This window comes from Paenibacillus sp. LHD-117, from assembly GCF_030929555.1.
In the GTDB taxonomy this organism is placed as follows: domain Bacteria; phylum Bacillota; class Bacilli; order Paenibacillales; family Paenibacillaceae; genus Pristimantibacillus.
In genome coordinates this window covers 40,643-67,482 of the sequence record NZ_JAVFVT010000045.1, presented here as the reverse complement: position 1 = coordinate 67,482, position 26,840 = coordinate 40,643, and the positions used below count along the sequence as shown (strand labels likewise).

19 protein-coding genes and 1 pseudogene are annotated in these 26,840 nt (G+C 47.4%); 5 read left to right on the top strand and 15 right to left on the bottom strand.

What is annotated here, in order from left to right; all coding sequences use genetic code 11:
* Positions 1 to 191: 191 nt before the first annotated feature.
* The 6 genes and pseudogenes from RB620_RS26545 to RB620_RS26515 all read right to left on the bottom strand — a co-directional run bounded on the left by RB620_RS26545 (position 192) and on the right by RB620_RS26515 (position 7,572).
* Positions 192 to 1,421 (bottom strand): glycoside hydrolase family 16 protein, encoded by a 1,230-nt coding sequence (locus RB620_RS26545; RefSeq protein WP_308099683.1) that lies wholly within the window; start codon positions 1,419 to 1,421, stop codon positions 192 to 194.
* Positions 1,422 to 1,609: 188 nt separating this feature from the next.
* Positions 1,610 to 3,022 (bottom strand): annotated as a pseudogene (locus RB620_RS30435) (DUF4091 domain-containing protein).
* A gap of 35 nt (positions 3,023 to 3,057) precedes the next feature.
* A complete protein-coding gene (locus RB620_RS26530; protein ID WP_308099677.1) occupies positions 3,058 to 3,369 on the bottom strand; it encodes a hypothetical protein in 312 nt (103 codons plus the stop codon).
* 10 nt (positions 3,370 to 3,379) lie between these two features.
* A complete protein-coding gene (locus RB620_RS26525; RefSeq protein ID WP_308099675.1) occupies positions 3,380 to 5,269 on the bottom strand; it encodes a right-handed parallel beta-helix repeat-containing protein in 1,890 nt (629 codons plus the stop codon).
* 6 nt (positions 5,270 to 5,275) lie between these two features.
* Positions 5,276 to 6,616 (bottom strand): carbohydrate ABC transporter permease, encoded by a 1,341-nt coding sequence (locus RB620_RS26520; protein WP_308099674.1) that lies wholly within the window; start codon positions 6,614 to 6,616, stop codon positions 5,276 to 5,278.
* Positions 6,617 to 6,672: 56 nt separating this feature from the next.
* Complete coding sequence (locus RB620_RS26515; RefSeq protein WP_308099672.1) at positions 6,673 to 7,572, bottom strand: carbohydrate ABC transporter permease; 900 nt, start codon at positions 7,570 to 7,572, stop codon at positions 6,673 to 6,675.
* A gap of 300 nt (positions 7,573 to 7,872) precedes the next feature.
* Here RB620_RS26515 and RB620_RS26510 point away from each other — a divergent pair, with 300 nt between their 5' ends.
* The 3 genes from RB620_RS26510 (at position 7,873) to RB620_RS26500 (ending at position 12,840) form a co-directional block, all read left to right on the top strand.
* The gene (locus RB620_RS26510; RefSeq protein WP_308099670.1) at positions 7,873 to 9,249 is read left to right on the top strand and encodes an extracellular solute-binding protein; all 1,377 of its coding nucleotides are present in this window, start codon (positions 7,873 to 7,875) and stop codon (positions 9,247 to 9,249) included.
* A 113-nt stretch (positions 9,250 to 9,362) separates the two neighbouring features.
* The gene (locus tag RB620_RS26505; protein ID WP_308099668.1) at positions 9,363 to 11,222 is read left to right on the top strand and encodes a sensor histidine kinase; all 1,860 of its coding nucleotides are present in this window, start codon (positions 9,363 to 9,365) and stop codon (positions 11,220 to 11,222) included.
* A 43-nt stretch (positions 11,223 to 11,265) separates the two neighbouring features.
* Positions 11,266 to 12,840: a response regulator gene (locus RB620_RS26500; protein ID WP_308099667.1), complete on the top strand. Its 1,575-nt coding sequence runs from the start codon at positions 11,266 to 11,268 to the stop codon at positions 12,838 to 12,840.
* 660 nt (positions 12,841 to 13,500) lie between these two features.
* Here the strand turns inward: RB620_RS26500 and RB620_RS26495 are convergent.
* The 3 genes from RB620_RS26495 to RB620_RS26485 are packed head-to-tail and all read right to left on the bottom strand — an operon-like array spanning position 13,501 to position 16,942.
* The gene (locus tag RB620_RS26495; protein ID WP_308099666.1) at positions 13,501 to 15,069 is read right to left on the bottom strand and encodes an ABC transporter substrate-binding protein; all 1,569 of its coding nucleotides are present in this window, start codon (positions 15,067 to 15,069) and stop codon (positions 13,501 to 13,503) included.
* A 53-nt stretch (positions 15,070 to 15,122) separates the two neighbouring features.
* A complete protein-coding gene (locus RB620_RS26490) occupies positions 15,123 to 16,022 on the bottom strand; it encodes a carbohydrate ABC transporter permease (RefSeq protein ID WP_308099665.1) in 900 nt (299 codons plus the stop codon).
* Positions 16,023 to 16,048: 26 nt separating this feature from the next.
* The gene (locus RB620_RS26485) at positions 16,049 to 16,942 is read right to left on the bottom strand and encodes an ABC transporter permease (protein ID WP_308099664.1); all 894 of its coding nucleotides are present in this window, start codon (positions 16,940 to 16,942) and stop codon (positions 16,049 to 16,051) included.
* A gap of 210 nt (positions 16,943 to 17,152) precedes the next feature.
* On the opposite strand from RB620_RS26485, the gene RB620_RS26480 reads away from it, so the two are divergent.
* Together RB620_RS26480 and RB620_RS26475 are read left to right on the top strand one after the other, a co-directional pair.
* The gene (locus RB620_RS26480; protein ID WP_308099663.1) at positions 17,153 to 18,706 is read left to right on the top strand and encodes a response regulator transcription factor; all 1,554 of its coding nucleotides are present in this window, start codon (positions 17,153 to 17,155) and stop codon (positions 18,704 to 18,706) included.
* Complete coding sequence (locus tag RB620_RS26475; protein ID WP_308099662.1) at positions 18,703 to 20,511, top strand: cache domain-containing sensor histidine kinase; 1,809 nt, start codon at positions 18,703 to 18,705, stop codon at positions 20,509 to 20,511. Before RB620_RS26480 ends, RB620_RS26475 begins: the two co-directional genes overlap by 4 nt.
* 85 nt (positions 20,512 to 20,596) lie before the next feature.
* On the opposite strand, the gene RB620_RS26470 is transcribed toward RB620_RS26475, so the two are convergent.
* From RB620_RS26470 to RB620_RS26445, 6 genes are all read right to left on the bottom strand, one after another.
* Complete coding sequence (locus RB620_RS26470; protein ID WP_308099661.1) at positions 20,597 to 22,264, bottom strand: DUF4091 domain-containing protein; 1,668 nt, start codon at positions 22,262 to 22,264, stop codon at positions 20,597 to 20,599.
* A gap of 408 nt (positions 22,265 to 22,672) precedes the next feature.
* On the bottom strand, positions 22,673 to 23,356 hold the full coding sequence (locus RB620_RS26465) for an N-acetylmannosamine-6-phosphate 2-epimerase (protein WP_308099660.1): 684 nt from the start codon (positions 23,354 to 23,356) through the stop codon (positions 22,673 to 22,675).
* Positions 23,357 to 23,388: 32 nt separating this feature from the next.
* Positions 23,389 to 24,297, bottom strand: a complete 909-nt coding sequence (locus RB620_RS26460; protein WP_308099658.1) for a dihydrodipicolinate synthase family protein — start codon at positions 24,295 to 24,297, stop codon at positions 23,389 to 23,391.
* Between the two features lie 17 nt (positions 24,298 to 24,314).
* Positions 24,315 to 25,196 carry an ROK family protein gene (locus tag RB620_RS26455; protein WP_308099656.1) on the bottom strand — a complete coding sequence of 294 codons (882 nt, stop codon included), beginning with the start codon at positions 25,194 to 25,196 and terminating at the stop codon, positions 24,315 to 24,317.
* 55 nt (positions 25,197 to 25,251) lie between these two features.
* Entirely contained in the window at positions 25,252 to 25,689 is a 438-nt protein-coding gene (locus tag RB620_RS26450; RefSeq protein WP_308099654.1) for a NanQ anomerase/TabA/YiaL family protein, read from the bottom strand.
* Positions 25,686 to 26,810, bottom strand: a complete 1,125-nt coding sequence (locus tag RB620_RS26445; RefSeq protein ID WP_308099652.1) for a Gfo/Idh/MocA family protein — start codon at positions 26,808 to 26,810, stop codon at positions 25,686 to 25,688. Before RB620_RS26445 ends, RB620_RS26450 begins: the two co-directional genes overlap by 4 nt.
* Positions 26,811 to 26,840: the final 30 nt, after the last annotated feature.

Sequence of the window (26,840 nt, the reverse complement as noted above, 5' to 3'; positions counted from 1 at the left end):
GGATTTTCAAGGGTTTGTTTCACCAAAATCACCTATTATCTCGAAAGATATACCCGTTAGAAAAGGTATTCTTCGCGATTATTGGGGTGATTTCCAAAAGTCAAGGGGTTTTCCGTTTTATAGCTTACATTTCTATGACTATTAATCGGTTTCCATCACTTGGAATGAACTGCATAAGTCATGCTCCAACTTTATTGTTTATAGAGTTCCACATCATCGAATACAGCCCAGTCGTTGGCGCCGCCCTTGTAATCGGTTGAGAAACCGAACTCGATTTGTCCATTGGTAACTTGAATATTGGATATGGTGACTTGATTCCAGGAGCTGCCGTTCACGTCAACAGTCCGCTCTGCACCGCCATAATCCTTCACGTACATGCGGCAATAATTGTAATTGGCGGCGCTGCTTTTGGCGACCCATGCTTTTAAGGTATATAGTCCGTCTTCTAATCCGGTTTTCCTTTGATACGTGTTTACGACAAAAGGAGTGGTGGCTTTGGAGTGCTGCAGCTTATAGTCTCCGCTGTGGGTTCCGCCGCGGTGATAGGGCGCATAGCTGGCATCCGTGTCACCGGACTCCAGCCACTCGGTCGGAGCTTGACCGCCGTCGGCTTCAAACCCGCCATTTAATACAGGAGTGCTGGAGTAGACTCTTACGTAATCGATTTCAAAATCGGAGGGCAGGTAAGCGTCCACAGGGTTTCCCGAATGTCCTTCAATGCTCATAATAACGTTTCTGGGCTGAGTAGCGAATTCTTTAATGACGGACGCATTATATTCCCAGTACTTTACCCCATCCAGATAGAACCGAAGCTTGCCGTCCCGACGTTCCAATCCATACACATGAAAATCGTTGTCGAGGGGCGCGGATGCGATATATTTCTTGTTTCCGGCTACAAAATGAAAGTCAGGGTCTTGGGGCCAAGTGTGAAGCGTACTTTCGACACGCTGTGGAGCGCCATCCGCATCCAATGACTCTTGCATATCGATTTCGATATTCGGATTGCTCCATGGGACAGGTTCATCCGATAACCAAAGTGCCGCGGTTACATTGGCATTTTTGTTGATCATTTTAGCTCGGATTTCGGTATACGAGTTTGCGCCCACCTGAAATTTCGACTTCAACACGCCTGCCGTGTAGGATTTGCCATTGAAGGATTCCTTCTTGGCGGCCAGCTTCATAATGCCACCGGAGACACTAACATTGTTAGGCTTGAAAGCAAATACGCCGGAGGTATCATACCAGAGAGAAGTACCCCATTTGGATGAGTCAAGACTGTCGAACTCATCGCTTCTGCTGAAGTCTTGCGTCCATACGGTACCGGATGGGCCTTCTGCCCGGACCGACGTGGAACTGATGGAAAGGATTGTCCCGACTAACAGCGTTGCGGCTAAAGTTAACAAAGCAAACCTTTTCTTCATAACAATGCATCCTCCTTTTAATGTAGGTTCTTGATCATCGTATCAAGAAAGCTTCCCGCAAAGAAGGATGCAAAATAAACAAAAGGTTCGCAATTTCAACTAATGTAAACGCTTGCTTTTATTCTGTATGCTTAAGAAGACCGTCAATAGAGTAGCTTTTCCCCGCCTTGGTGTTGAGTTCGCCTTTCCTATTCATTTTCAGCCAATCGCCTTAGCAGGTCGGAGACAATCCTCTCATAGTCCGCATCTCTCAGGGAAAACAACTCTTCGCGGGTCTTTCGGCGATTCGGATGGAGTTCGGTAATGCTCTCCCATAAAAAAACAGTCTTCATTTGCTCCAGGAGCTGCTCTTTATGGCCTCCCTTGGCAACATACTTTCTAAAAATCTCATAGTCCCGGATTCCCTTCTGCAGCAGCTTGTAACGGAGCGTCAGCAGGGGCGTACCGTCCTTGCCCGGGTAGACGAAATTCGTATCGCCGGCCGGATAAACCGGGTAATGGCAGGAGATTTTGTTCAACGGATCATTCGGCCATACCGTGTAGTTCCATCTTAGGAACCCGTCCACATTCAAATAAAAGGCGAGCCAAGGAATGAGCCTGCTCTCGAGCAGTTGGGAGCAGATAAACGTGTTGGGAAGCATCGGCACACAACAGACATAATAGGTTAAGGTACCTTTCACTTTAGATTGCAGTGACCGAAAATGATCGTACTCGCCAGTGATGCAATCCAGAATCGGAATTTAGTCCAGAATGCCTTCAATTTCCCGTTCGATGAAAGAGGCATGATTGATGGCGGCCTTATACTTGAACGAAGGCGCCATCGCCTTGATTTCATTGAGACGGGCAGTAAATAAATCGATATCTGCAGGTTCGTCCGCAATAACTCTTACAAGGTCGATCCAGCCCTTTTGAATGAAATTTTGTTCCAACGCCTGCACATATTCCTGAAAGTCCTTTTTCTGCTTCATATACTTATAAGTGCGGCTCGCTTCATCCCAATATCGGATGCGAATCGCATCGTCGTAATCCTCGAGCACTCCGCCAAAGCCGACGTCTTCGAGCACCCATATATTGATTAATCCGAACACTTCAATCTGTTCCTTAATGCCATGCTTCATACCGAGCTCAACATAACGGTTCAACGCCCGGAAATCAAAGACCCATTGTCCATCGTCCTTCAGAGTGACACCTACAATGTTATATTCGAACATATTCGCAGGATCAATCCGGTCATAGCTGGAATATTGCCCCGACCACGGGATCTCGGAAACAATGACCGTCAATGATTTTTGGCCGAGGGCAGCCAGCGAAGCGAGATATGGATCCAGAATGGCAAAATGCTCGTCACTCCAAAGCTTGGCATCATATTTCCGAGCAATGTTGGAATTGTGCTGCCATAAATCGAGATGGAATGTATAATCTTGAGGATCGCTAAGCATCGTGTTTACTACATGAATATCAAAGGTCATCGTCCGGATAATTTGCTCGTCCTGAAACATGCGGTGACCATATACCGTGATTTGCGGTGTGTAGGTTCCGGGAGGGACCTCCTTGCCGATTTCTACCTCGATCCAGATCGGTTGCACCTTGCGGGCTTCCACGTGGATCGCCGATTGATGCAGGAGGATATCAGACTTCAACTGCCGGTCATCGTCCTCGACAAGCCGATTAATTGCATCTTCGCGCTTCCTTCCGAAAGCCCCGGAACTTCTACGCTAACGCGGACCATATCGGTCGGTCCGCGCTCGTAGAAGCAATTGTCTTCATTCACGCAGACGATCATTTCGTGCTCCGCATACACAAGGAGCTGGACGGCTGCGCGGTCGTTCCTGCCGCAGTCAAGCGCAATGGGCTTGCGTTCGTCAAAGGGGATCGTAAACTTATTGACGACCCCATGAACATACTTGTAGCTGGCTTCCTCTAAACCTAATGAAATAGGAATAATCATACCTCCATTTCTATCGCATTGTATCGGCAAACCCTGTATTTTGCTCGATTTCAATATTACGGGTCGTATCCGCGTCGGCGTGGATGCCTGATTCAAACCGGGTGGTCGTCGACATACATTTATTATTCGCAATCGTCACGTCCGACGCATGAAGAAGATAGATGGTTCCCTGGTAAACTTCATCATAGATCGGCGCTTCTTCTTGGCTGGAGCCGTAATGATGCTGCTCTAGCGGCACTTGGTTCGCATTGATGATGGCATTTCCCTGGACCGTAATATTGCGGCAGGAAGAAAGGAACATCGCCATGCGAGGGCTGTTGACGATCGTATTGTGCTCAATCCAGATATCGCTGAAGATCGGATATGACGTTCTACCGCCAGGCAGATATACCCCCATGTAAATGACAGCCATTTGCCAAGCGTTCAGATCGCAATTGCGGAAGATGTTATGACGGATTGCAAGCTGATGTACCCCAGTTCCTTCCGACCATCTGGATTCGCAGCCGGATTCAATTTGAATCGCCGCCCCTTGAATATTCTCAAACACATTGTGCTCCACGATGCCATGTGAGCCATGAATCAAGATGCCGCGAGCCCGGTTATGGGTAAAGCGGTTATTGCGGATGATGAAATGATCCGTGGAGAATCGGCGGTTAAACAACACCGTATTCTCATCCAGCTGCTCCGGCAAGGCGCTTTCAAACGTAAGCGTGCATGTATGCTCATCCTCGTTGTAGCTGACCTCGACCAACGGAGATCGGAACGACATCGGCGACAAGTCCGGGTTACGCAGCTCGATGATGTCCCCGATTTGGAACAGCAGAGAATTTTTTCTTACTCTCAAGGCCGTTAACGTATGCTGATTCACACGCTTGACGCCCATCGAGGTGTTGTCATGGATGTTGATGCAGTCGTCTCCCGCATACCCGAACTCGCAATCCTCAATGATGAAATATCCTTTGGAGTTGGCAATATGGAAGCAGTCCACAGAAGTGGAAATCGGGCGGTCTGTGCCGGGACGCTGCGTAATCTTGCAATGGTCCAGGTGAATATGGTGAATGGCGCCGTTGCCGACAAATCCGCTCCCTGGACATGAATAGATGGTGACGCGGTCGACGGTGATGTGGCTGCTGTCAAACAAGAACACAGCGACTGTATCATACTCATAGTGCCGCAGATTGTAGCATTGTCCCGGCTTGATCCGCGCGGCGGTCCAAGAGGGCTTGGAAGCGTAAAACCGCATCGTATTCGGCCCGATTTTTTCCATGCCCAGAATAATGTTCGACAGCTCCCGGACGAGCTTCTGCATCTCCGCGTCTGTCCCTGCCTGCTCGCTAAGAAGCGCATGCTCATTCTTATAAGGGCGGTACTCCATGCCGCCGGTCGTCCCAGGCGTGTAGCGAACGGGATCAAACGGCCCGACGATATGGATCCGCCATTGCTCGGGAATCTCGATATAAGCCGGGAACTCCATATCGAAGTAAGCTCCGCCTTCTTCTACGTTCGTAACAACTCCCACACTGGCCAAAGGCGCAATCTCCCAGTTCCAATCCAGCACAAGGCGGTGAAGCCGAACCCTGTGGCAATTGATGACCTTCGTAAACATCTTCGGGTAACCAAATCGGAGCTCTGACCCGCAGCCGTCCACGGTAAAATCGATCAACCCGTCAAAGGTCAGAAAAGCGTCTCCAAGCGGGTTTGAATGAAAGTAATAAACGCCGTAAGGAATAAGGAGCCGGGAGGCCCCTGTTTCCTTGCAATGATTGATAGCCTGTTGAAACACAAGCTGGTTGCAGAAGGAAGGATCCGTAGAGGCGCCGAAGTCGAGTACATTAATGACACGTTCCTCTGGCGGCTGGGGCAAATCAATAACAATATCTAACATTTTATCAGTTAACATGAATGATCACCCTTTCACTCCAGATGACATAATGCTTTGCTTCAATTGCTTGGAGGACAATGCGGTTGCTAATATAACCGGAACAATCATGACGAGCGAAAGCCCGAGAATGAAGTTTTGCTTCGTATTGCCGTTCATGGACAGGTTGTACAGCGCTACATTCAAGGTCCAGAGACTTTGGTTTTCCGTAACCATCCATGCCCAGAAGAAATCGTTCCAGTTGCCGATAAACGTCTGCAGCGCGATCAGAGAGATGATCGGCTTCGACAGCGGCATCATAATTTTTGCGTACAGGAAGAAGCTGCTTGCCCCGTCTATCCTTGCGGCTTCAAAGTAATCGTTCGGAATCCGGTCGAAGAACCCTTTAAATAAGTACACATAAAATCCGAACGGGTACAGGAACGGCAGCAGCAGCGCCGCGTAATTGTTATAAGATCCCATTGATTTATACATGATAAGCTGCGGCAGCATGATCGACGCGAATGGAATCATCATCGCTCCCAGGAAATACAGCAGCACGTAGCGCCCGGCCTTTGGACTGAGCAGTCTGGAGATGGCAAAGGCAGAAATCGAACAAAGGAACACCTGCGAAATAATCGCCCACCCGATGACAACAACTGTATTGAAAATAAACGTTAGGAAGCCGTACTCAGCAATCGTCTCATTCTGCGAATAAACATAGGACGGCATCTGCAGATAGTACACGAAGCTTTCCAGCAGCAGCATATTTTTTGTCTTCACGCCAGTGCTGGTCAATTCGCCGTTCAAATCGTATATCTCGGAAAATAAACCCGACAATGTCGTGGTATACTTGTCATTCAAGCTCGATAACTTGGGCTTGTTGTCAAGGCCGTTCGGATCGAATTTGTAACCAATTGTGTTGTTCGCTCTTACATATCGATCGCCGTGCAGCAGCACATCGGATTTCACGACACTGCCCTGGTAGACGCCAAAGTCGCGAATCAGCTCCAGCTTCATCTTATGGGCTCTCGAATAGAAAACGGTCTTGTTGTCCTTCACTCCATAAAATTGGATCTCAAATATCGATTCTCGAGGCAGCTCATAGCCGGTCGAGAACATGGCGAGCGCATTGTCGCGCATCGCGGCATCGAGTAAATCCTGCTCGCTGACCGACCCTAGTTTTGAATAATCGACAACGACGGTCATGCTTTGCGCGCGATCTGGAAGGATGCTTGGCGGCATATCGTAAATCTTCACATTGTCTTTGGCTGAATTGCTAATCGTATAGAGCAGCGGGTAGAGCAGCAGGACGACAAATCCGATGGTAACGACGTAAGCGACGATTTGTAGCCACTTGTCCGCGCCGTGTTTTTTTTCTTTTTCCATGCTTAAGACCTCCTCCTTTTAGTCGTGTTCAAAAAGTCCGGTTTGAACAACCTCTTCTAGTCTCTTTCTGTACGATCCAGTCGCATTTGTATGGCGGATATGACAGCAATGACAATCAGCAAGACCATGGAGGCTGCAGAGCCCCGACCGTAATTGAAATCCTGCTTGAAGGTGTTGAAGATATAGATGCCCATCGATGTTGACGCACCGCTCGGACCGCCGGAAGCAAACATATAAGGGATATCGAGAATTTGCATCGTCTGGATCACCGCCATAACCAGTTGGATGAAAATTAAGAATCGGATGTTTGGCAAGATGATATAACGAATTCGCTTCCAACCGACGCAACCGTCCAATTGAGCGGATTCCACGATATCTTTGGAGATGCCCTGGATGGCCGACAAATAGAGCAGTACGCTGATTCCTCCTCCGATGACGCCCGGGAAGATGATCGAGAACTTCGTTAAGGAAGGATCGCTTAACCAGGCTTGGGGCTGACCTCCGAAAAAGGTAACGATCTGATTCGCAACACCGTAATCCGGATGCCAGATCCATTTCCAAATGATGACGTTTACAGCAGTCGGGATAAGCGCCGGCAGGATGTACAGGGTCATAAACGCCTGCTTCCAGCGCGATATTTCATTAAGGAACAGAGCTTGAATAATCGGAATAAAAAAAGCCATAATTAAGCTCAGGATCAGAAAGGCAAATGTATTCTCCCAAGCCTGCCAGTAATAGCTTGTGGAAAACATGCGGCTGTAGTTGTCGAATCCAATAAATCTGCCGGGAGAATTGATCGGATCGTAATCGAAAAGTGAAATATAAAACGCTTTAAATATAAGGTAGTACTTGAGCCACGCGGTTAATAAAATCGGCGCCGCGAGCAATAACCATGGAGCTAGCTTGTGTCTGGTTGATTGATTCAGCCATTTTTTTGAGGGCGTTTGGGCTGCCATGATGTAACCTCCGTTTCTGAATGTATGGTCTTGAATATTAGGTTATCAATCGGCGGCGGCGGACGGTAGGATGCATAATTAATATTAAGGGGACCTGTTTTTTACTTTTTGTGCAGGTATCAAGCTGTCGGATAATGAGGGGATCGAAAATAAATAAAGCGCTATCATAAAGTTGAATTTAGGTACCATTAGGTTCAATCCACAGCCTATAAATTTCGAAAAAACTGATCTAGACTTTACTTAACGCTCATAACGAACTCGTTTTGGCGGAAAAAACCAATACAAACGGAGGTCAAACAGATGACAAAAAGAAGAACGCTTCTGACATTATTGTCCCTCATTCTTCTGGTTTCAGTATTAAGCGCTTGCGGCAGCAACAATGGCAATTCGTCCAATACGGGCGGGCAAGAAAGTTCAACTCCCTCTGCCAATACAGGCGATAAGAAAGAGCAGCCGGAACCCGTCACCCTGACGATTTGGGTCACAAGCCGCGAGCAGGATGATTTCGGAGCTCAAATGGAAAAGGAATTCCTGGACAGCCATCCTCACATCACGTTGAACAAAGTCGTGAAGGAAGGCGACCCAGGGAATGAATTCTATCAAGCGGTTGCGGCCGGCAATGCTCCTGATTTTGTAAGTGTTTCCTTTACGATGATGGATAAATATATGAAGGCGGGAATTCTGGAGCCGCTGAACAACTATGTTGATAACTGGGACGAATGGAGCAATTTCAATAAAACGTATGTCGATATGTTTACAGTAGACGGAAAAGTCATGGGTGTTCCGAATGGCGTTTCCCCCATGCTGTTCGGCTATAACAAAGCCTTGTTTGAAAAAGCAGGTATAACGGAGCTTCCTAAAACTTGGGATGAAGCGTTGGAAGTGGCTAAGAAAATTAACGATCCTTCCAGTCAAGTATCCGGCTACTCAACTCTTGCGGCGGAATGGACCGAATGGTTCTTCCAATACTATGTATGGCAGGCCGGTGGAGATTTAACGAAACAAAATGCTGACGGTACAGCTGAAATGACGTTTACGGATCCTGCTGTAATCAAGGCTGCAGAGTTCTATAAGCAGCTGCGCGCCGATAAGGTGTTGCAATCCGACCTTACGTTGAAATTTGACAATCTGATTGAGAAGTTCGCTCAGGGCAAGATTGGTATGATGCCGTTCGCCGGCGACTGGGTCAGCTGGGCCATCTCGCTCGGCATGAAGCCGGAGGACATCGGATTGATGCTGCCGCCGGCAGGTCCATCCGGCAAAACCGCTACAGCCATTGGCGGCAGCACCTTTGTGATTAATGCGAAAACGACACAAGAGAAGAAGGATGCCGCTTGGGAGTACATCAAATACCAAATTTCTAAGGATTACATGACGAAAAATTTCCAGAATATTGCCAGCAAAGGTGCGGGCAACCCTGTAGTTATGGTTCGCGACGATCTGAACATCAATGATTTCTTCGACTTCCCTGAAGAGTACGCCGAAGTGCTGAAGAGCGTAACGGACGTCGGCCGACTTGAATTCTACGGTAAAGCCGACTTCGGTGTCTACGTGGATCGCGCCGTACAGAAATTGCTGACGGATCCGAATGCAGATCCGACCAAAGAATTCGAAGCGGCTCAGAAGCTGGCTGCCTCGGAAGTATTGGATAGTTTTAACGAGAAATCCAAACAATAGTTAATACCATATATGGTAAGAAGAAGAACTGCCTCCTGCAGTTCTTCTTTTCATTGAATTCATCTATAATGGAAATAAATCTTGCAAGGTAAAAAATTAGGTGGGCTTATATAATGATCAGAGGGATCCAAAATCGATTCGTTCATTTTTCTCATGTCATGATTAAGGCGCTGCGTTCCACCCGTATCTTCCAGCGGCTGGTAGTTGCGTTTTTTGTTCTTATTATTTTGCCGTCTCTGTTCATTACGTTCTTCACGTACAACAAGTACGTCAATGAAATTGAAACGAACATGGAAAAGTTTCTATCCTTGCTCGTTCAGAATGTTAATGTTCAAATAACGGATAAGTTGAATTCCTTTGAGCGTGCGGCGGTTCAAATCTATTCCGATAGCGCGATAATAAGCGCTTTGCGATACGCCTCGATGGAAGACCGCCTTGCGGTCGGACGAAAGCTGAACTCCGTAGCTATGAACAACGGATATATTGCAAGCCTGCAAGTCGTTACGCCAACGGACCAGTACACGATGATTGACAGCTATGGAGAACGAAGCGGCGGTTATATCCGCGATTTAAAGCGCTTTCGAGAGAGCGAGTTTTATACCGCTGCCATGGAGCAGCATGGATATCCCGTTTGGTTTGATACAAGCAGAGTCACTGATCTTTTCTACAAAAGCGAGACCATTAAATATGGTATGACAGATCTCATAACGATGACTCAAGCCGTCTATGATATGGAGACCCACGACTTTGTTGGCGTACTCGTCTTGAATATCAAGGTAGGCGTGCTCACGGATTCGTTGAAATCCTATGCCTTCTACGGAAGCGGAAATACGTTTCTTACTGGTCCGAACGGGGCTATTATGGGCATTAATCTGAATATATCCGAGCCTAACTTCTCCACAGCAAGAGATATTGTTCCGCTGATTGCATCCAACAGGGAGGGTGTCTATAACGGCAAGATGGACGGGACCCGAGTATTTATTGTTTACAAGCAGGTTCCTTATACGGATTTGTCCGTTGTTCATATCGTTGACAAAGACAAGCTGCTGCAGCCGGCCTACAACATCCGCAACCTATGCCTTTCGATTGTAGCCGTGCTTATTATGCTGTCCATTATTGTTGCTTATTGGACGACAATCAGCATCTCGCAGCCATTAAATAAGCTGATGAGGGCCATGGGCGCTTTTCCCAGCAATGAATTCAATGTCAGCTATACACCTTCTGGTCAGGACGAGATTACCTTATTAGGCAACCAATTTATCAATATGGCGGATCATACGAAGACGTTGATCGATCAAATCTACGTCTCGGAAATCAAACAGAAAACGTTAGAACTGAACCAAGCAACAGCCGAATTAAATGTTCTCCAGATGCAGATTAATCCCCATTTCCTATATAACACATTAGACATCATACGCTGGGAAGCGATGTATGAGGCTGGCGGTGAAAGCAAAGCAACCCGAATGATCGATGATTTCTGCAAATTGATGCGTATAACTATCAACAAGGGTGAAGAAGTGATCCCGATTGAAATGGAATTGACCCATGCGCTGACCTATATTGATGTCATTAACTTTAGACATCGCGCCCCTATTTCGCTCACAATTGATTTTGATTTAAATACGAAGAGCTTCTACATTCCAAGGCTGACCATCCAGCCTCTCATTGAGAATGCGGTCATCCATGCCTTTCATGAAGTGGGGGCGGAAGCGAGAATTAGCATAACGGGAACAATGGAGCATTCCATCGTGCTGATCCGTGTAACCGATAACGGAGCAGGAATTCAACCGGGCAGGCTGACGGAGCTAAAGGATTCCCTGCTAAGCGACAACTCGCCTCAGGGCAGCATCGCTCTTTACAATGTCAATCAGAGATTGAAGCTGCTCTACGGGGAAAGCTGCGGACTAGACATAACGAGTGAGCTTGGAGTCGGCACTACCGCGCTCATAAGGCTGCCGGCAATCGAGAAGTAGGCTGGGAGCACTTCACATCCATGATGAGAACAGGAGAATGGACATGTATGTAAAGGTATTGCTTGTAGACGATGAAGAAATTGTATGCGACGGATTAACCCGATTTATCAATTGGGAAGAGCTTGGTTATCAGGTTGTCTCTTCCGCAAGCTCGGCAGCTCAAGCCCTTGTATATATGGAGTCCTCGCCTGTCGATCTTGTCATTAGCGATATTCGGATGCCGGTTCAGAACGGGCTGCAGCTTATGGAAATCATCCAGTCCGAATATCCTGGTGTGCGTACGATTATTTTAAGCGGATATGGCGAATTTGAATACGCGAGGCAGGCTTTGCGGCTCGGGGCGAGCGATTTTCTCACGAAGCCCGTAAACTTTGGAGAGCTGAAAAAACTGTTGATCAACATCAAGAAGGAGTTGGACCTGGAACGCCAGGAGGAGCGAAACCGAAAAGAATATAGGCAGATACATCTTAATCATGTATTAAACAGCTTGGCGAAAGGTTATATTGTCGATGATCAGGAGGAGCAGGCTGCGCTTGCCGGATTGCCATGGGACCGTGAATACTGTTTAATCCGGATTCAAATCGAGAAGTTCTTAAGCGAACAATCGGTTCTGAACGATGGTAAGGAACTCATTTCTCGAATCGCCAGCCAAGCTGCTGATGAAAAGGGCTCAGTCTGGGTCTTCAATAATGAACGGAGCGAGATCGCTTGCTTTTGGATGCCTCAGGTGGATGAAGATATGACCGCTAGTTATTTGAAAGCGCTGACAGAAAATCTGCAAAATCATCAGATCGAGGCTGTACTGGGAATCAGTGAAAAGCACCGTCGACTTGTTCATTTGAAAGAGGCATACTTGGAAGCTGGACGCGCACTGCAATATGCAATGATCCACCTTGACCGGAAGATAACTTATTATCGCGAGATTGATCATGTGCTGTTGACCAACTATCGGATTGATGAGACTCTGGCTGCCGAAATCCTGGATCTACTGGCCTCGCCTGAGCAGTGGATCCGAATCGAATCGATTATTTATTCCACAATTGATGCCATGAATTACGAAGGCTGCAAACCTCATGAAATCCAAGCTTTCTGCATCCAGATTCTGTTTATGATCAGCCAGCATCTTTATAGCATCCATAACATAAAGTCTCCTTCCCAAACAGATACTGCCCTGTTCGTGTCTATTCGGGCCATGCTGCTATCTTCCGACGTGACCAGCATGAAGAAAAGCATTGCAGACGCCCTCGATCGGATGAATCAGGAACTGAACCCATCGGATCAGGAAGCGAAGTCAAGCCATACAATTGCCAAGGTGCAGCGCTATATCGATGAGCATTATGCGCAGGATATCAGCTTAACAACACTATCCAATGTGTTCTTTATCCATCCGATCTACTTAAGCCGTTTGTTCAAAGAAAAGACGGGCAAAAATTATCTCGACTATGTGACAGAGGTCAGAATCATGCGAGCCAAGGAATTGTTGAAAAATCCCGCATTAAAGGTGTATGAGATTTGCCAAATGGTCGGCTATGACAGCCCTCGCTATTTCAGCAAGCTGTTCAAAAGCTTAACGGGGATGACGCCGAAGGAATATAAAGAGAGCGCACACGGATATTGATTATTTTAAATGACAGCGCCAGTAGGATCCAACCACTTTTGGAATCATCTCATCAGAACAAAAGGGTAAAGGCTGAAGTACACACACTTTATGCATACTTCAGCCTTTTCTAATCATATCCGTCGAAATGAAGGGTGTTTACAGTGTACGGACATGAATCAGGCTACGGAAGCGGCGCTCACCGATAATACAACGGTTTCCCCGAACGACGCTGATCGGACAGACGGGAGGTCCAGCATACGGCAGGCTGTTTGGCCGATGTCTGTAACGGCGTTTCCGAGCACTTCATAGTAGTCCAACTCGAAACCCTTCAGCTCTTTGTAATCTCCGAATTATATAGGTTAAGCACGGTTATGGCGATCGTATGAACCTGATCCGTCTGAGACAGCTTGCCGGTAGCAAAGATGACCTCTTGCGTCGGATAGATGCCGTTCAGCCGCGCAATCTTCTGGGCGTCAGTCTCCCGCCCCCTCTGCTGTATCTCGCCGGATCATCCGGCCTGAAACCCATTATGCCTCTGCTGCGAATCTGGGCGCGGGCAGCGATCGGAAGAATATTACTTGCACAGTCTATCCTAGGCAGTGAGCTAAAAGAATGAAGGGGCGCTCACGTCATTAAAATGACTTTTGAGACAGCCCCTCTTACTAACTCTGGCGATTCCTATTTCAGAAACTCGTCAACTTGCTTTTGCATCTCCTGGATGACCTTATCGATGCCTGCGCTTTTCAGTTTCTCTTGGAATACGGCTACCCCTCGCTCTGTGTCTCCAGGCTCCGCCATACCGTACTTCAGCGGTTTACCAAATGTGTCCATCGCGTTGTTTATCGCTGCGATCTCATTCTTCACATTAGAGTCATCGAATACGAAAGTTTCCAATGGGTGATTCACAGTAACTTTCTTGAACTCTTCAATGGTTTGGAAAAATTCTTCTGCTGTTTCTTCATTTTGCCGTTCATTATCTGATACCCATCCCCAAGGACAAACTCCGGCAGGCGGGAAGCCCTCAGAAGCAGGCAATGACTTGAATTGATCATCGCCGATCGCTTCATAATGCTTCCCTTCAATTCCGTAGAAGGTCAAATCATGTATTTCTTTGTCGTAACGAAGAAGATCCAGCACCATCAATGCGCGTTCGGGATTTTTGCTTGAAGCGCTAATGGACATTCCATTGGCGGTGAAAGGAACACTGTACCTTTTCTTTCCATTACTGATATCGATAATCTCGATCTTCCATTCCGGATTTGAACTCTTGATGGACGCTTTTGCCCCAAGCAGCGTGCCGAGATTCCAATCAATCGCAGCAAGCTTCCCATCTTTAAACGCCTGCTGCTTATCCATTTTGCTTACAATCGCATCTCTTTGCCAAGCTCCGGCCTGTGCTGCTGTGTACATCTTTTCGATATACTCCGTATATTCGGGAGTGTCCATGTAGCTGAACACCTTGCCTGTTGCATCATTCATTTTATAGCCTATCGGCAGCGGGTACATAGCATCAGCAAATTCATTCGGTTGGACGAACTCCAGCCAGGATCCTTCCCCTGGACCAAGACTTGGAATGATCGATTTCTCCTTTTCTGCAATTACTTTTAGGTAGTTTTGGTAATCATCCAGTGTCTTAACTTCTGGAATACCATGCTTCTCTCTCAAGTCGCCGCGGATCGCAATCAACTTTTGTGAATATTCGAAGCCGTTCTGTGGCACCATGTATACCTTGCCATTGACTCGTGCCTGCTCCCAAGCAGCCTCTGGTTGTTGTTCCCAGGTTATTGGCGCATATTCTTTCAGCAAATTTTCCGTAATTTCCATATATCCGTTTTTGGTCGCTATTTGGGTGTATTTGTTCCAATTAGCAGAGAACACCAGATCCACATCTTCGTTTGCCGCAAACAGCAATGGGTACTTTTGCTCTACGTCTCCCCAATCGATAAAACTTACATCCAAGGTAGCATTCACCTTTTCTTTCAATCGCTTGTTCACTTCGCCATATACCTCATCGAAATCGGCAGGCTTTGCGCCAAGCAACACCATCTTCAGGGTTATTTCCTTGCTCGTATCTAGTTTTGAACCATCTGCAGAATCTTGACCTGTGCTGTTTGTGTTGTTTGTAGACTCATTTGAATTAGATGGTTCCGGCCCGGCATTTTTTCCACAGCCGCTTAGAACAAGCGCTAATACGAGAAAAACAAGAATACCCCAGGTCTTGAAGCTTTTTCTTTTTCCTGCAAACATTTTTCTTCCTCCCTTTATCATTATTATATATTTGATAACCGGACGAGCCGTGATTATCCTTTGACCGAGCCAACTGTCATGCCTTGTACGAAATATTTCTGAACGAATGGATACAACAAGACAATCGGCCCTGTAGCCACTATAGCTAACGCCATCTTGAGATTCTCGCCCGGCAGCTGCCCTACTGAGATTCCCGTCTGAGCCATAATTCTTCTTACTCCTTCAAGATTTCCTAAAGATTTATAAAGCAAATACTGAAGGGTATACAAATGCTCATTCGATACATAGAGCAGCGAGTTAAACCAGTCGTTCCAATACCCTAATGCTGTAAATAGCCCAATCGTCGCTAGACCCGGTTTAGCAAGAGGAAGAATGAGACGAACGAAGATTGTTAAGTCGCCCGCTCCATCAATCTTGGCTGATTCGGTAATCGCCTCCGGTATGCTGCGCATGAGAGTCCTTAATATGATGATATAAAAGACGTTCAACATTGGAGGCAGCAACAGAGCCCAATAGGTATCCTTAACTTGTAGATAATTCACCATGAGAATATACCAGGGAACCAGCCCCCCTTGAAAGAGGGTCGTAAAGTAAAAGTAAAACGAGAACCCGTAACCCCACTTAAAATCCGACCTTTGAAGAACATAGGCAGCCATCGCAGAAGTTAATAAACCAAACAACGTACCTACCACGGTAAGCGATATGGTCAGCGCATAAGATCGAAATAACACGTCCGGCTCTTTGAACACATATTCGTAGGCGCTAAAATCCAAGGAACTTGGCCAGAGCCGGAATCCATTCGTCAAAATGTCCGATTCGCTCGTAAAAGATCCGCTAATAACTAATACAAAGGGAATCAAGCAAAATAATACAACCAACGTAACGAAACAGTAGCCAATAATTTGGAGGAATATGCGGTCTCTTGCCATTTTCGCTCCAGCAGTTTTACTCATGCATGCACCTCTCTCTTCCTAATCGCCTAGAATAGTGCGTTGTCTTTGTCGACACGTCGTACCAAATAGTTTGCAGCAAGAATCGTAACAAAGCAGAGTACCGATTGATAAAAGCCTATTGCCGCTGACATGCCGATCTCATTATCGACCATAAGTGAGCGATACGTATAAGTATCTATAACATCAGTGGCCTGATAGAGCAGACCATTGCCTCCGACTAGTTGGTAGAACAGACCAAAATCTCCACGGAAAATCGTGCCTATAGACAACAGCACCAAAACAATGATCGTCGGCCTGATAGCCGGAAGAGTAATATGGAAGATTCGCTGAAATATGTTGGCTCCGTCGATCTCCGCCGCATCGTATGATTCACGATCTACGTTCATGATCGCGGCCATGTAGAACACAGCCCCGTACCCTACTGTCTTCCACGCCGAAGTAATTACCAAAATATACTTCCAATATTCTGGTGTTGTATAAATATCTAGCGGCTCTAGATTTAGCGATCTTAGCAAGCTGTTAATTAGACCGTACTCAAAGCTAAAAAGATTGTATGCAATGGCTCCTACTACAACCCATGATAAAAAATAGGGCAGCAGCAAAACAGTTTGTGATATCTTTCTAAACCATTTTTTCCCAATCTCTGCAAGCAGAATCGCAACAATAATTTGAAGAATATTATTGACAATTATAAAAACAGTATTATAGCCAAGCGTATTCATCGTGACACGAAAGGCATCACCAGTTAAAAAGAAAAACCGAAAATTATCAAATCCTACCCATGGCGAATTGAAGATGCCCAAATCGTAGCGGAACTGCTTGAATGCCAAGACGACTCCCGCCATCGGTAAATAGGCGAAAATAAAAAAGTAAATGACTGCTGGCGCTAGCATGAGAAGCAGCGTTTTGCGACTTGCCATATAAGAGAATATCCCCCGCTTCAATATACAATCCCTTCCTTCACTAATTTGAGAACTGAACTTCATTCTATCTATCTATAATTTAACAGCATGCCTATCCATATTGAACCCATGCAAATATCGGTTTTCTGTAACTTATATCGATCCTGCAAAAAAGTCATAGCCTTAAGCTAAGGATGCAGGTAAGCTTGAAGAAGAGGGGGATGAATTGTGAGGTTGCTAATTGTTGATGATGAAAGATTGACCCGCGAAGGATTGCGTGATGCAATAAATTGGAAAAACCTTGGCATATTCGAAATTAGAGAAGCGGTCGACGGACTGGGTGCTTTATCTATTATGAATACATTCAAGCCCGATATCCTGCTCACGGATGTACGTATGCCACGAATGGACGGTATTAAGCTGGCAACCGAACTGCGCCGGATAAACCCTGGCTGCAAGGTAATCTTTATAAGCGGCTACGCGGACAAGGAATATCTTAAAGCGGCTATCTCTCTGAAAGCCGTGCAGTATGTGGAAAAGCCAATTGATGCAGAAGAGCTAGAGGACGCGGTAAAACAAGCCATACAGGAACGGATGGATGACCAGCTTATTAATGAGAACGAAGCCTTTGCCAGGGCCAACTCATCGCTTGTTCGTCAGCAAGCTACACTTAATTTGATCGGTGAGTCGATCGATGAGCATCAACTCCGCAAACAATTGGATTGGACGGGCTTCAACCTGCCCTCCCCTGTCGTAGGAGCGACCGTACTTGTCAAAATCGTTGACCCAATAGCAGATAATGACCAAGCCATGACCATCATGACAACAGCTGCACACCGATTTGCATGTCCCTTTCTTCTTGCTCCCAAGGACAGCATGCATTATGTTCTTCATCTCATACCTAGGGCTGCCTTCCATCTGGATAAGCCTTCTCTTAGAACGATGTGCCAGGAGCTGGCTTCCGCTCTAAGTACACAATTTCCAAGATTCGCAGTCGCTGCCGGAGATATCGTCAATGATATCCATTCATTCAAACAATCCTACATTAATGCCGTTGTAAGGATTCAAGAGGCATTCTATCTTCCTCCTTGCGCGGTAGTAACCGATAACACACCCTTGCGAAACTTTTCGGAAGAACAAAAGCGACTGTTCATGGACAATCTAAAAGCCGCCCTTAAGCTGGAACAGTTCGACGAGATCGACTCGCACGTTCAACATCTGACCGACACGATAAGGAAATGTCCGATGGAACTCGTGAACGCGACCAAGGATTTGTACCGTAGGATTGCCATCGAATTGGAGGCCTTCGCAGAATCCCGCGGCATCCGGCTATTCACGCTGCAAAATGGAGATTCCCCCTTGGAGTTTATTCTCGGATGCCATTTTATTGACGATGTGCTTGCAGCGGTCAAGTCTAAGCTAAGACAGCTGCAGGAGGAGGTCACCGAACGAAGCAAGAACACTACGGCATCGCGGGTCATGAGATACATCCATGAGCATTACGCGAGAGAAAGCTTATCTGTAGGAGACTTAAGCGAATATATGCAAATGACAAACTCTCATTTGATTGCGGTGTTTAGGAAGAGTACGGGCAAAACCGTCAAGCAGTATTTAATGGAATACCGAGTGGAAAAGGCCAAGCAGCTGTTAATGGAGGATTGGATGAAAATGAGTGTTGTCGCTTCTCGAATGGGGTTCAAAGACGGGGAGTACTTCGCAAAGGTGTTTCGAAAACATGCAGGAATGACCCCCTCCGAATATAGGAATCGGTATCGGCCATGAGATCATACTTCATTCAAATTTATAAAGGCTGGTTGTACAATACCAAATTGAAACACAAGATTTTGCTTACTTATTTGGCCCTGATTATACTTCCACTCGGAATATTCCAATATGTTGCTTCAGACAAAATAGCGGACCTAATCGTCGATCAGATTACCTACTCGGCGGAACAAGGCTTTGATCAAACCTACTCCTATTTCAGTTATCGCGTGGAGCGCATTGCCAAAACAACCGACATACTGCTCACTAATCCTGCTGTATCCAGCTCCATACTAGAGCTGAAAACGAATCATAATATTAACAAAGAGCTTCAGGAATACGACGAGCTCAAGCGGCTACTGATTTCGGTTCGCGATAATCTTGATATTGCCGGCACTGTCATGTACGTTCCGGAAACATTTTTATTCGCCAATGAGATGGAGAACTTCCTGCCCATTAGTCTTGCGGATAATAGCTCCTGCTTTCAACGGTTGAAAATGGAAAAGCAAAAATATATGTGGTGCACTGCCGACACTCTTGCCGGATACTCACCGACCGATGATGCATCTTTCATCTCAGTTGCCAGGAATATTATGGATCCTAACGATTATCAGTCGCCCATTGGCCACCTAAGAGTTGATGTAGAGAAGGAAAAACTAAGAATGATCTTAAATAAAGCAAATGTCGTTAAGAATAGCGTAACCTTTCTTCACGACTCAACATTAGGCGTTATTCTAGCTTCTGACTCAGTCCCTGCTGACCTTGTTCAACCGCTGGCCGATGTCCACCTGCGCGATGAAACGAATATTTTTACTTCGGGCGAAAATTACTATTTTACTCGCCCTGTTCCATCCTCGCAATGGAGTATGGTTACTGTCATTCCGCTTGATGAAGTTGTTAAACAAGGGTTTCAACTGCGCAACCAACTGTACCTTTTGTTGTTTGCTATCGCGGCTGCAGCTTATTTGGTGGCCTACCTTCTTGCAATATCCATTACTCGCCGCATATCAAGGCTGACTAGCCGTATTCGAGAGGTGGAGATCGGCAACATGCTCCCTTTGTCCCCCATCGATGGCAGGGACGAGGTGGGCGAGTTAATCCGAACTTATAACTTCATGATCAAAAAGATATCTGCCATGAACGAACAACAGTTTCGGCTTGGCCAGGAGCGGAAAAGCGCGGAGCTGAAAGCGCTGCAATCACAAATCAATCCACACTTTCTATACAATACGTTGGATCTGATTAACTGGATGGCTACTCGGGGTATGAATAATGAGATCAAGAACGTCGTAAAGACCCTGTCCCGTTTTTACAGAGTCAGTCTTAGCAACGGAAGAGACATCATTACCCTGAAGGAAGAATTGGATCACGTTACATTTTATGTGCAAATCCAAAATATCCGTTATGATTATGAAATCGAGTTTCATATCAGGGTGCCTGAGGATATGTACACCTATTTGATCCCGAAAATAACGCTGCAGCCGTTAGTGGAGAACGCCATTGCTCACGGTATCCTGGGGCGCGAGAGCCGAAAAGGTAAGATTGAAATCACTGCGGCATGGGCAGGAAATGATATCTTGATCACGGTAAGCGATAACGGTATAGGCATGGACGAAGATCAACTCGCAAAGCTCAATGATCACTTCACTAAGCCTGGTGTAAGTGATGACTCCTATGGCAGCAGAAACGTTGATATGCGCATTCGGCATTACTTTGGAAAAAACTATGGGTTGACTTACAATAGCATGGAAGGCAGGGGAACGAGCGTAGATATTCTTATATCAGCGGAGGATGTACTCCGTAACGATGTGTTAGATGACAGTTAACCAGCATCCCATTATGGGCAGCGGAATCTAGGCCATTAGCATACCCCATCAATTCCGCTGCCTATTATTCATGAATATATGCCCTTCATGATTTATTTAATTCAATAAGCCGATTGACTTTCTCACGCAATTGAAAAATATATTCTGATGATCGTGGATATTGCGAAAATGTGATTGGATAGGACAGTCCCTCATGGATTAACTGTTCCACTTTTGATCTGCCAATCGACATTTCAAGCAGCTCTAAAGCACGCAAATCATACAATGCCGATTTCAATACCATCCCCCGTATGGACTCATATGCGTGGCCGTCAGGCGCGGGATATACTAAAAACGGATCGCCAGAGGGGAACGCTTCACCCGCATCCGTTACAATATACGGATTAATCGGTTCAAGGGAATATTGTGAATTATAGAAATTAAAGCTCCAATGCAAGAAACCTTCGATCTGATACAAGTACAACAATATACCCAATATGCGATTTCGCGCTGACGGCATAGCCATAAATCGATTACTCACTTCAAGCGCCTGCACCGTACAGTAATAAGCCCAAAGCTCCTTCACGCCCGAATCGATAAAAGGCTGAATTTTATCAATGCTGGCAATTGGCTTATCGACGACGCCTTCGCGATAAATGTCAAAGCTGCTCAAAGCATCAATTACTCTGCAATCCTTTAACAAATGCTTGATAGAATCCTTCGCCGCCGCATATGTCTCTTTCTGATGATCATGAGGCTCATCCGAAATATGAAACCACGCTTGCTCAAAGATCCCCTGCTGCTTCAACATTGACTTCAACTCTGGCAAAAAACGGCATAAAAAGGTATGATAGGCCTCTCCCGTGGCTGGAGTATCCCAACCGAATATTTGTTTGTCCTCGCCGTCTACCTTAGCTATTATTTTAGGAGCATACTCTGCCCCCCATTGAGTGAACAAGTGTGACAATTCAATATTTGTAATGCCATGCTTCTTGCACAGATCAATCCAGCGAATGAACCTCGAAAAATCAAACTTGTACTCGTCTCCATTTTTCACCACATCAATTAATTGAACAGTCGTTCGTTCGCCCCCAATCGCTGTGTCCAGCGGTGGAGTAAACATCGGAGTTAACAGCATATTAATCCCATGGCTTGCCGCGGAAGCCATGAAATTATCGATGATTGCCCAATGCACTTCACTAAAGACAGGGACCTTGTAATAATCCGCTAAACAATCTGCATGGAACCATTCGGTATGAAGCAGTCTTTGTGCAGGCAATGGTTGTTTCACGGGTTGAATTCGAATGCAGTGCTCCCAGAGCTTAGTCCCATCTTGAGCTTCCGTTGATAATTCAATTTTGTATTCTTTCTCAATTAAGCTAGCGTCCAATTTCACATCCACCCATATCGCACGCCATTGGTTAGGTATCGCCTTAATAGATTCGGTAGATTGCAACGGTTTTAATAAGTCAGGTAACAGCCCAGGCTCGGTCGTCAAATAATTATCATCCCAAACCCCATAGCAAGGAAAAGCTGAAGGTACAAGCTCGACCTTACGGTATAGAAGCTTATCTCGCAGCAAAGATTTCACGCGCAAATGAAATTTGTAGCCCGGAGTTTCATACGATTCGGTCTCACAGCGATATGCGAGCTGGAACGACAGCGTTTCTCCAATAAGCCCCGTCAATACGGCATCATCCGGCACGGAAGATGGTTGTTTGGAGGGGAGTACCTTTTCTAAACTATCGACCAATATAAACTGAAAGTTTGTCATATTGCCTCCTACAATGTTAAATGAATTCCCGGTATTCACCGAGGCTGATTAAGCTACTTCCCTTGGTATGCTCTCAAAATGCCTAAACATGAAATCTAATGTATACCTATAAGGTAACAGCCGCCCCATTAACTTTAAACCTATGTTAATATCGGTTTTCTGTAATTCATGTCGATTCTACAAGAATATCCGTGATCTTTTGATGTGAGAATCTCGGCATATACGAAATAAGAGTCGGACTTATATTTGATAGTTGACGCCCATGCTAGGCGTACCCAAAAGAAGAACCGACCCTCACGGATCGGTTTTAGTTTTATAAAGCCTAGTCATTCGACTGCGTCGATTTTCGTTATCGGACTGCAATGATTGATTCGAACAGGACCTTAGTCCAGTCCACCGCATGTTCTATTAAACCTGTTCCCGGGCATAGACGAACCGTCTCGTAATTTCGAGCGGTCGGGTGATGGCCCCGCCGACTACAACGGATGCGGCGCCTACTGCCAAGCAGCGCCTGTACATCTCCGGCGTTAATACGTTTCCTTCCGCAATGACAGGAATCCGGACCGCGTCCGCCACCGACTTCAGAAAAGCAAAATCCTCGTTATATAGCTTTCCGCCCGAAGTATATGACGTGTAGCCATACAGCGTCGTCGATACGCAATCGAAGCCCATCCGCTCCGCGTCCATAGCCTCTTCGACTGTCGAGATGTCCGCCATGAGCTGTAGATAAGGATTCATTTTCCGGCAATATGCGACCAGTTGACTCAGCTTCAAGTCATCCGGTCTCCTGCGTCCCGTAGCGTCCATCGCGATCATTTCGCAGCCGCTCTCCAGCAGCTCGTCGAGCTCCTTAACCGTCGCGGTGATAAATACATCGCTGCCAGGGTAATCCCGCTTGACGATCCCGATGACCGGAAGCGATACTTCTTGCTTGATCGCGGCGATATCCGCTTTCGTATTGGCTCTTATGCCGAGCGCCCCGCCTTGCGCCGCCGCGAGCGCCAGCTTGCCCATAATGTACGGGCTGTGGAGCGGCTCATGCGGAAGCGCCTGGCACGATACGACGAGGCCGCCTTTAATCTGTTCCAACATCGTCTTTCGGCTCCCTTCCTCTGAGATTCGCCTTATCTGCAGCTTGCGATGGATGCCTCGATTTCGGCATTCAGCGCAGCAAGCGACTCACGATGCTCCGGCCGAACAGGCAGAAGCGGCAACCGCGGCTTGCCCGTCTCGATTCCACGTAAACTTAAGATAAATTTGCATGCGCCATAGAGAGACGGATAACCCAGCAGCCTCTTGATGAAGCCGTTGATGGTGACTTGCAGCAACTGCGCCTCTACCAGCTTCTCCTTCTCATAAAGCTCGTTCAAGGCGCAGAACAGCTCCGGCATAACGCCGTACGTTCCGCCGATACCGCCGTCGGCACCCATAATGCGTCCTGCCAGAAACTGCTCGTCCGGACCGTTGAACACGAGGAAATCCTCGCCTCCCGCTTCCTTGAACTGCTGCAGCTCGAATGTGCTTTCGCCGGACATCTTGACTCCGATGACTTTGTCCTGCTTCGCCAGCTTGCGGCATAGGCTCGCGCTGAGATGGAACCCCGTCGTCTGCGGGATGTTATATATGATGAACGGTAGCTCTGTACTATCGATCATCTGCTGCCAATGATGCTCCACCGCCGCCTCCGGCAGCCGGTAATAAATCGCGGGCACCGCCGATATGGCGTTCGCGCCCCACCGCTCGGCATGCTTCGATAATTCCACGCTTTCGCGGGTAGAATTCGCACCGACATGCACGATAACCGTCAGCTCGCCCTTTACTTCCTCCATAACGGCTTCAAGCGTATGCTTGCGCTCCTCCGCCGACTGCAGGATTCCTTCTCCCGAGCTTCCCCCGACGTACAACCCTTTGATTCCCTTGCCCGCGTAATAACGCGCCAGCTTCTTGACTCGTTCGCGATCAACCTCGCCCGCATCGTCGTAAGCCGAATACATGGCGACGTAAATCCCTTCAAAATCAGCTACTGCCGTCATCTTGCCCAACTCCCCCGTTATAATATGAAATAAGGATATACGGCCCCGAACAAAGCTGCACGATTGCCCAGCTCGGCCATACGGAGCGGCGTCTCGGGTAGTCCCTCCGGCATATAGTCATGGGTATGCCGCCGAATTTTGCTGAGCAAATAATCGCCTTGCTCCGATACTCCGCCGCCGATCACGATCATGGCCGGATCGGCGATAAGCGCTACTTGAGCAAGACCCTTCGCGATCTCCTCCGCCCAGCTCTCGATCAAGGCGTCATAAGCCGCATTGCCGCCCCTCGCCTCCTGGAATAGCTCATGTCCGCAGCCAGAGAAACCGCGAAGCTCGATCTTTGCTCGACGCATCAAGGCGGACATGGAGGCGCGCTGCTCGTACGTTGTTCCCGTTAGCTTGTCGTACAGAGAGTGCCCCAGCTCGCCTGCCCGGTAATGCTCGCCGATGACGAGGCTGCCTTTGCAATACATCGCTCCGCCTATGCCGGTACCAAGCGTTATGCAGAAGAAGCTGTCATATCCTTTGGCAGCCCCCATCCACTTCTCTCCGCAAGCGGCCGCATTCACGTCGTTGGCCACATGTGCTGCCAAACCGAACTGCTCCTCCACCATCGCCTTGAGATTAGCGCCCTTATAATCCGGTATCGTTCCGCCCGCGAACACAATTTCCCCGCTCTCCGGATTAACAACCCCGGCGGTGCTGATTCCAACGCCTTGCACGCCTTTGTAATGCTGGAGCAAGTGTCCGATTATACCGGCCGCCTGTCCCGTTATCCGGAGTCGGGCATCTCCCTGAGGCGTCTCCATCCGGTCGTGAACGATTAGGGTTGCGTTATTGTCTATGATGGCATACTTTATCTCCGTACCTCCGATATCAAGCGCAATATATCGCTGCATTTCCCGTCACGGCCTCTCCTTTATTTCAAGAAAATTCTGAATATATGATTCATCGTTACACAGCGATTTTGTAGATGATCTTCTTTACATCCTCTGCATGCTGTTCATGCGCGCCTACCAGATGCGCATCTTCCGGAAAGCAGACCAGGAAGTATCCGGGCTCGAGCATTCCCTTCAGCTTGGAAGCCGTTTGTACATCGCCGAACCAAATATCTCTTGTCTCGTCATACGCCGTTACATTTGTAAGTGAGTCGATATGGCTGACCTCGATATACTCTTTGCCTTCCAGCACGACGTGGATATCGATATATTTTTTGTGCGCCTCGTATTGCTTCTGCTCCTTTGGAGACGTAACGAACTGCGCGATGTTTTTGCTAAAGGCGTTCGAATCCGATTGCCCAATCAGATTGAATCTCAAGTCTTCCAGAGCCCTTGCCAATCCTGCATGTTGGAAGATATACAGCCCTGCGTTCTCGATTTTATCGTAGATCATTTCGCCACAATATCCTTTTCCATAATCTCTTTCACGCTGACCTTCCTGTCTTCCTGCAGCGACTTCGTGAGGGCGTCCGCTGTCGCGATGGCCGCTCTGGCAGCCGTGCCATCCAGCAGCGGCTTAAATTCATCCTCTGCTTCAACACCTTGCATAATGCCGTGGAAGTAAGTCATCTCCTTCTTCATAATGCCATGCAGCCACTTCGGCGGCGTCGCGCTAGGTTTGCCGTACATGATTGCTCCGTCCATCTCCAGCCCTTTATAAATGCGGGTACGGTCCTCGTCCACCTCTTTGCTCTCATGCAGCAGGAACCGTTCTTCACCTCCCGGCATCTTCAACACCACTTTAACATCCTGCATGTCGATCAGAATGGCGCCTTTGGTGCCTTGGATTTTCACGTAATGCTCGCTCCAGCGGAAGGCTGATCCGTATTGCAGTGTTGCGAAGCGGTTGTTCGCGAACTCAAGTGAAATGAACAGCATATCGTCTTCATCGCCGAATTGCTCGCCTTGGTGGGCTACGTTGCCGCCCATCATGCTGACGCGCTCCGCTGGTCCCATCAGAAACTGGATGAAATCGAGCTCATGGATGTGATGATACAGATGCCCGCCTGAGATATGGCGCAGCTTCTTCCAGCTTACCTCTTGCTGGGGCTCTTCCCAACCGTTTCTCTCCGCGTGGCAGTACAATAGCTCGCCGATCCGACCATCGTTGATCAGCTTCTTGGCTGTACGGACGCCATCCATAAAGTTCATGACGTGGCCGGCCATGAAGATAAGCCCTTTCTCCTTCGTTCTCGCGATCATTTCGTTACAATCGTCATAATTTAATGCAATCGGCTTCTCGCAAAACACATGCTTGCCATGCTCCGCCGCACAGAGTACCGGATGCTTGTGGTAACCGTTCGGAGATGCCACGATGACGGCGTCGATGTCCGCTCTTTGGCATAACGATTCAACACTTGCCTCCATGTCGCAGCCCAGCTCCTCAGCGATAGGACCCGCATGAGCCGGATCGTATACCGCCACAACCTCTGCCCCTTCTTGGGCATGCAGCAGCCTGCCCAGTCCCGCTCCGAAATATCCTGTGCCTACGATACCGTATTTAATTGTTTTCACGTCAAACTTCTCCTCTCCATGATGCACGCT

Excerpts from the sequence above, each read along its gene's own strand:
- RB620_RS26455 (WP_308099656.1), bottom strand. The coding sequence starts at position 25,196 with ATGCAGCGATATATTGCGCTTGATATCGGAGGTACGGAGATAAAGTAT.
- RB620_RS26475 (WP_308099662.1), top strand. The coding sequence starts at position 18,703 with ATGAGATCATACTTCATTCAAATTTATAAAGGCTGGTTGTACAATACC.
- RB620_RS26515 (WP_308099672.1), bottom strand. The coding sequence starts at position 7,572 with ATGGCAGCCCAAACGCCCTCAAAAAAATGGCTGAATCAATCAACCAGA.
- RB620_RS26495 (WP_308099666.1), bottom strand. The coding sequence starts at position 15,069 with ATGTTTGCAGGAAAAAGAAAAAGCTTCAAGACCTGGGGTATTCTTGTT.
- RB620_RS26470 (WP_308099661.1), bottom strand. The coding sequence starts at position 22,264 with ATGACAAACTTTCAGTTTATATTGGTCGATAGTTTAGAAAAGGTACTC.
- RB620_RS26450 (WP_308099654.1), bottom strand. The coding sequence starts at position 25,689 with ATGATCTACGATAAAATCGAGAACGCAGGGCTGTATATCTTCCAACAT.
- RB620_RS26520 (WP_308099674.1), bottom strand. The coding sequence starts at position 6,616 with ATGGAAAAAGAAAAAAAACACGGCGCGGACAAGTGGCTACAAATCGTC.
- RB620_RS26485 (WP_308099664.1), bottom strand. The coding sequence starts at position 16,942 with ATGGCAAGTCGCAAAACGCTGCTTCTCATGCTAGCGCCAGCAGTCATT.
- RB620_RS26460 (WP_308099658.1), bottom strand. The coding sequence starts at position 24,297 with ATGACGGCAGTAGCTGATTTTGAAGGGATTTACGTCGCCATGTATTCG.
- RB620_RS26525 (WP_308099675.1), bottom strand. The coding sequence starts at position 5,269 with ATGTTAACTGATAAAATGTTAGATATTGTTATTGATTTGCCCCAGCCG.
- RB620_RS26505 (WP_308099668.1), top strand. The coding sequence starts at position 9,363 with ATGATCAGAGGGATCCAAAATCGATTCGTTCATTTTTCTCATGTCATG.
- RB620_RS26545 (WP_308099683.1), bottom strand. The coding sequence starts at position 1,421 with ATGAAGAAAAGGTTTGCTTTGTTAACTTTAGCCGCAACGCTGTTAGTC.
- RB620_RS26500 (WP_308099667.1), top strand. The coding sequence starts at position 11,266 with ATGTATGTAAAGGTATTGCTTGTAGACGATGAAGAAATTGTATGCGAC.
- RB620_RS26510 (WP_308099670.1), top strand. The coding sequence starts at position 7,873 with ATGACAAAAAGAAGAACGCTTCTGACATTATTGTCCCTCATTCTTCTG.
- RB620_RS26530 (WP_308099677.1), bottom strand. The coding sequence starts at position 3,369 with ATGATTATTCCTATTTCATTAGGTTTAGAGGAAGCCAGCTACAAGTAT.
- RB620_RS26465 (WP_308099660.1), bottom strand. The coding sequence starts at position 23,356 with ATGTTGGAACAGATTAAAGGCGGCCTCGTCGTATCGTGCCAGGCGCTT.
- RB620_RS26490 (WP_308099665.1), bottom strand. The coding sequence starts at position 16,022 with ATGAGTAAAACTGCTGGAGCGAAAATGGCAAGAGACCGCATATTCCTC.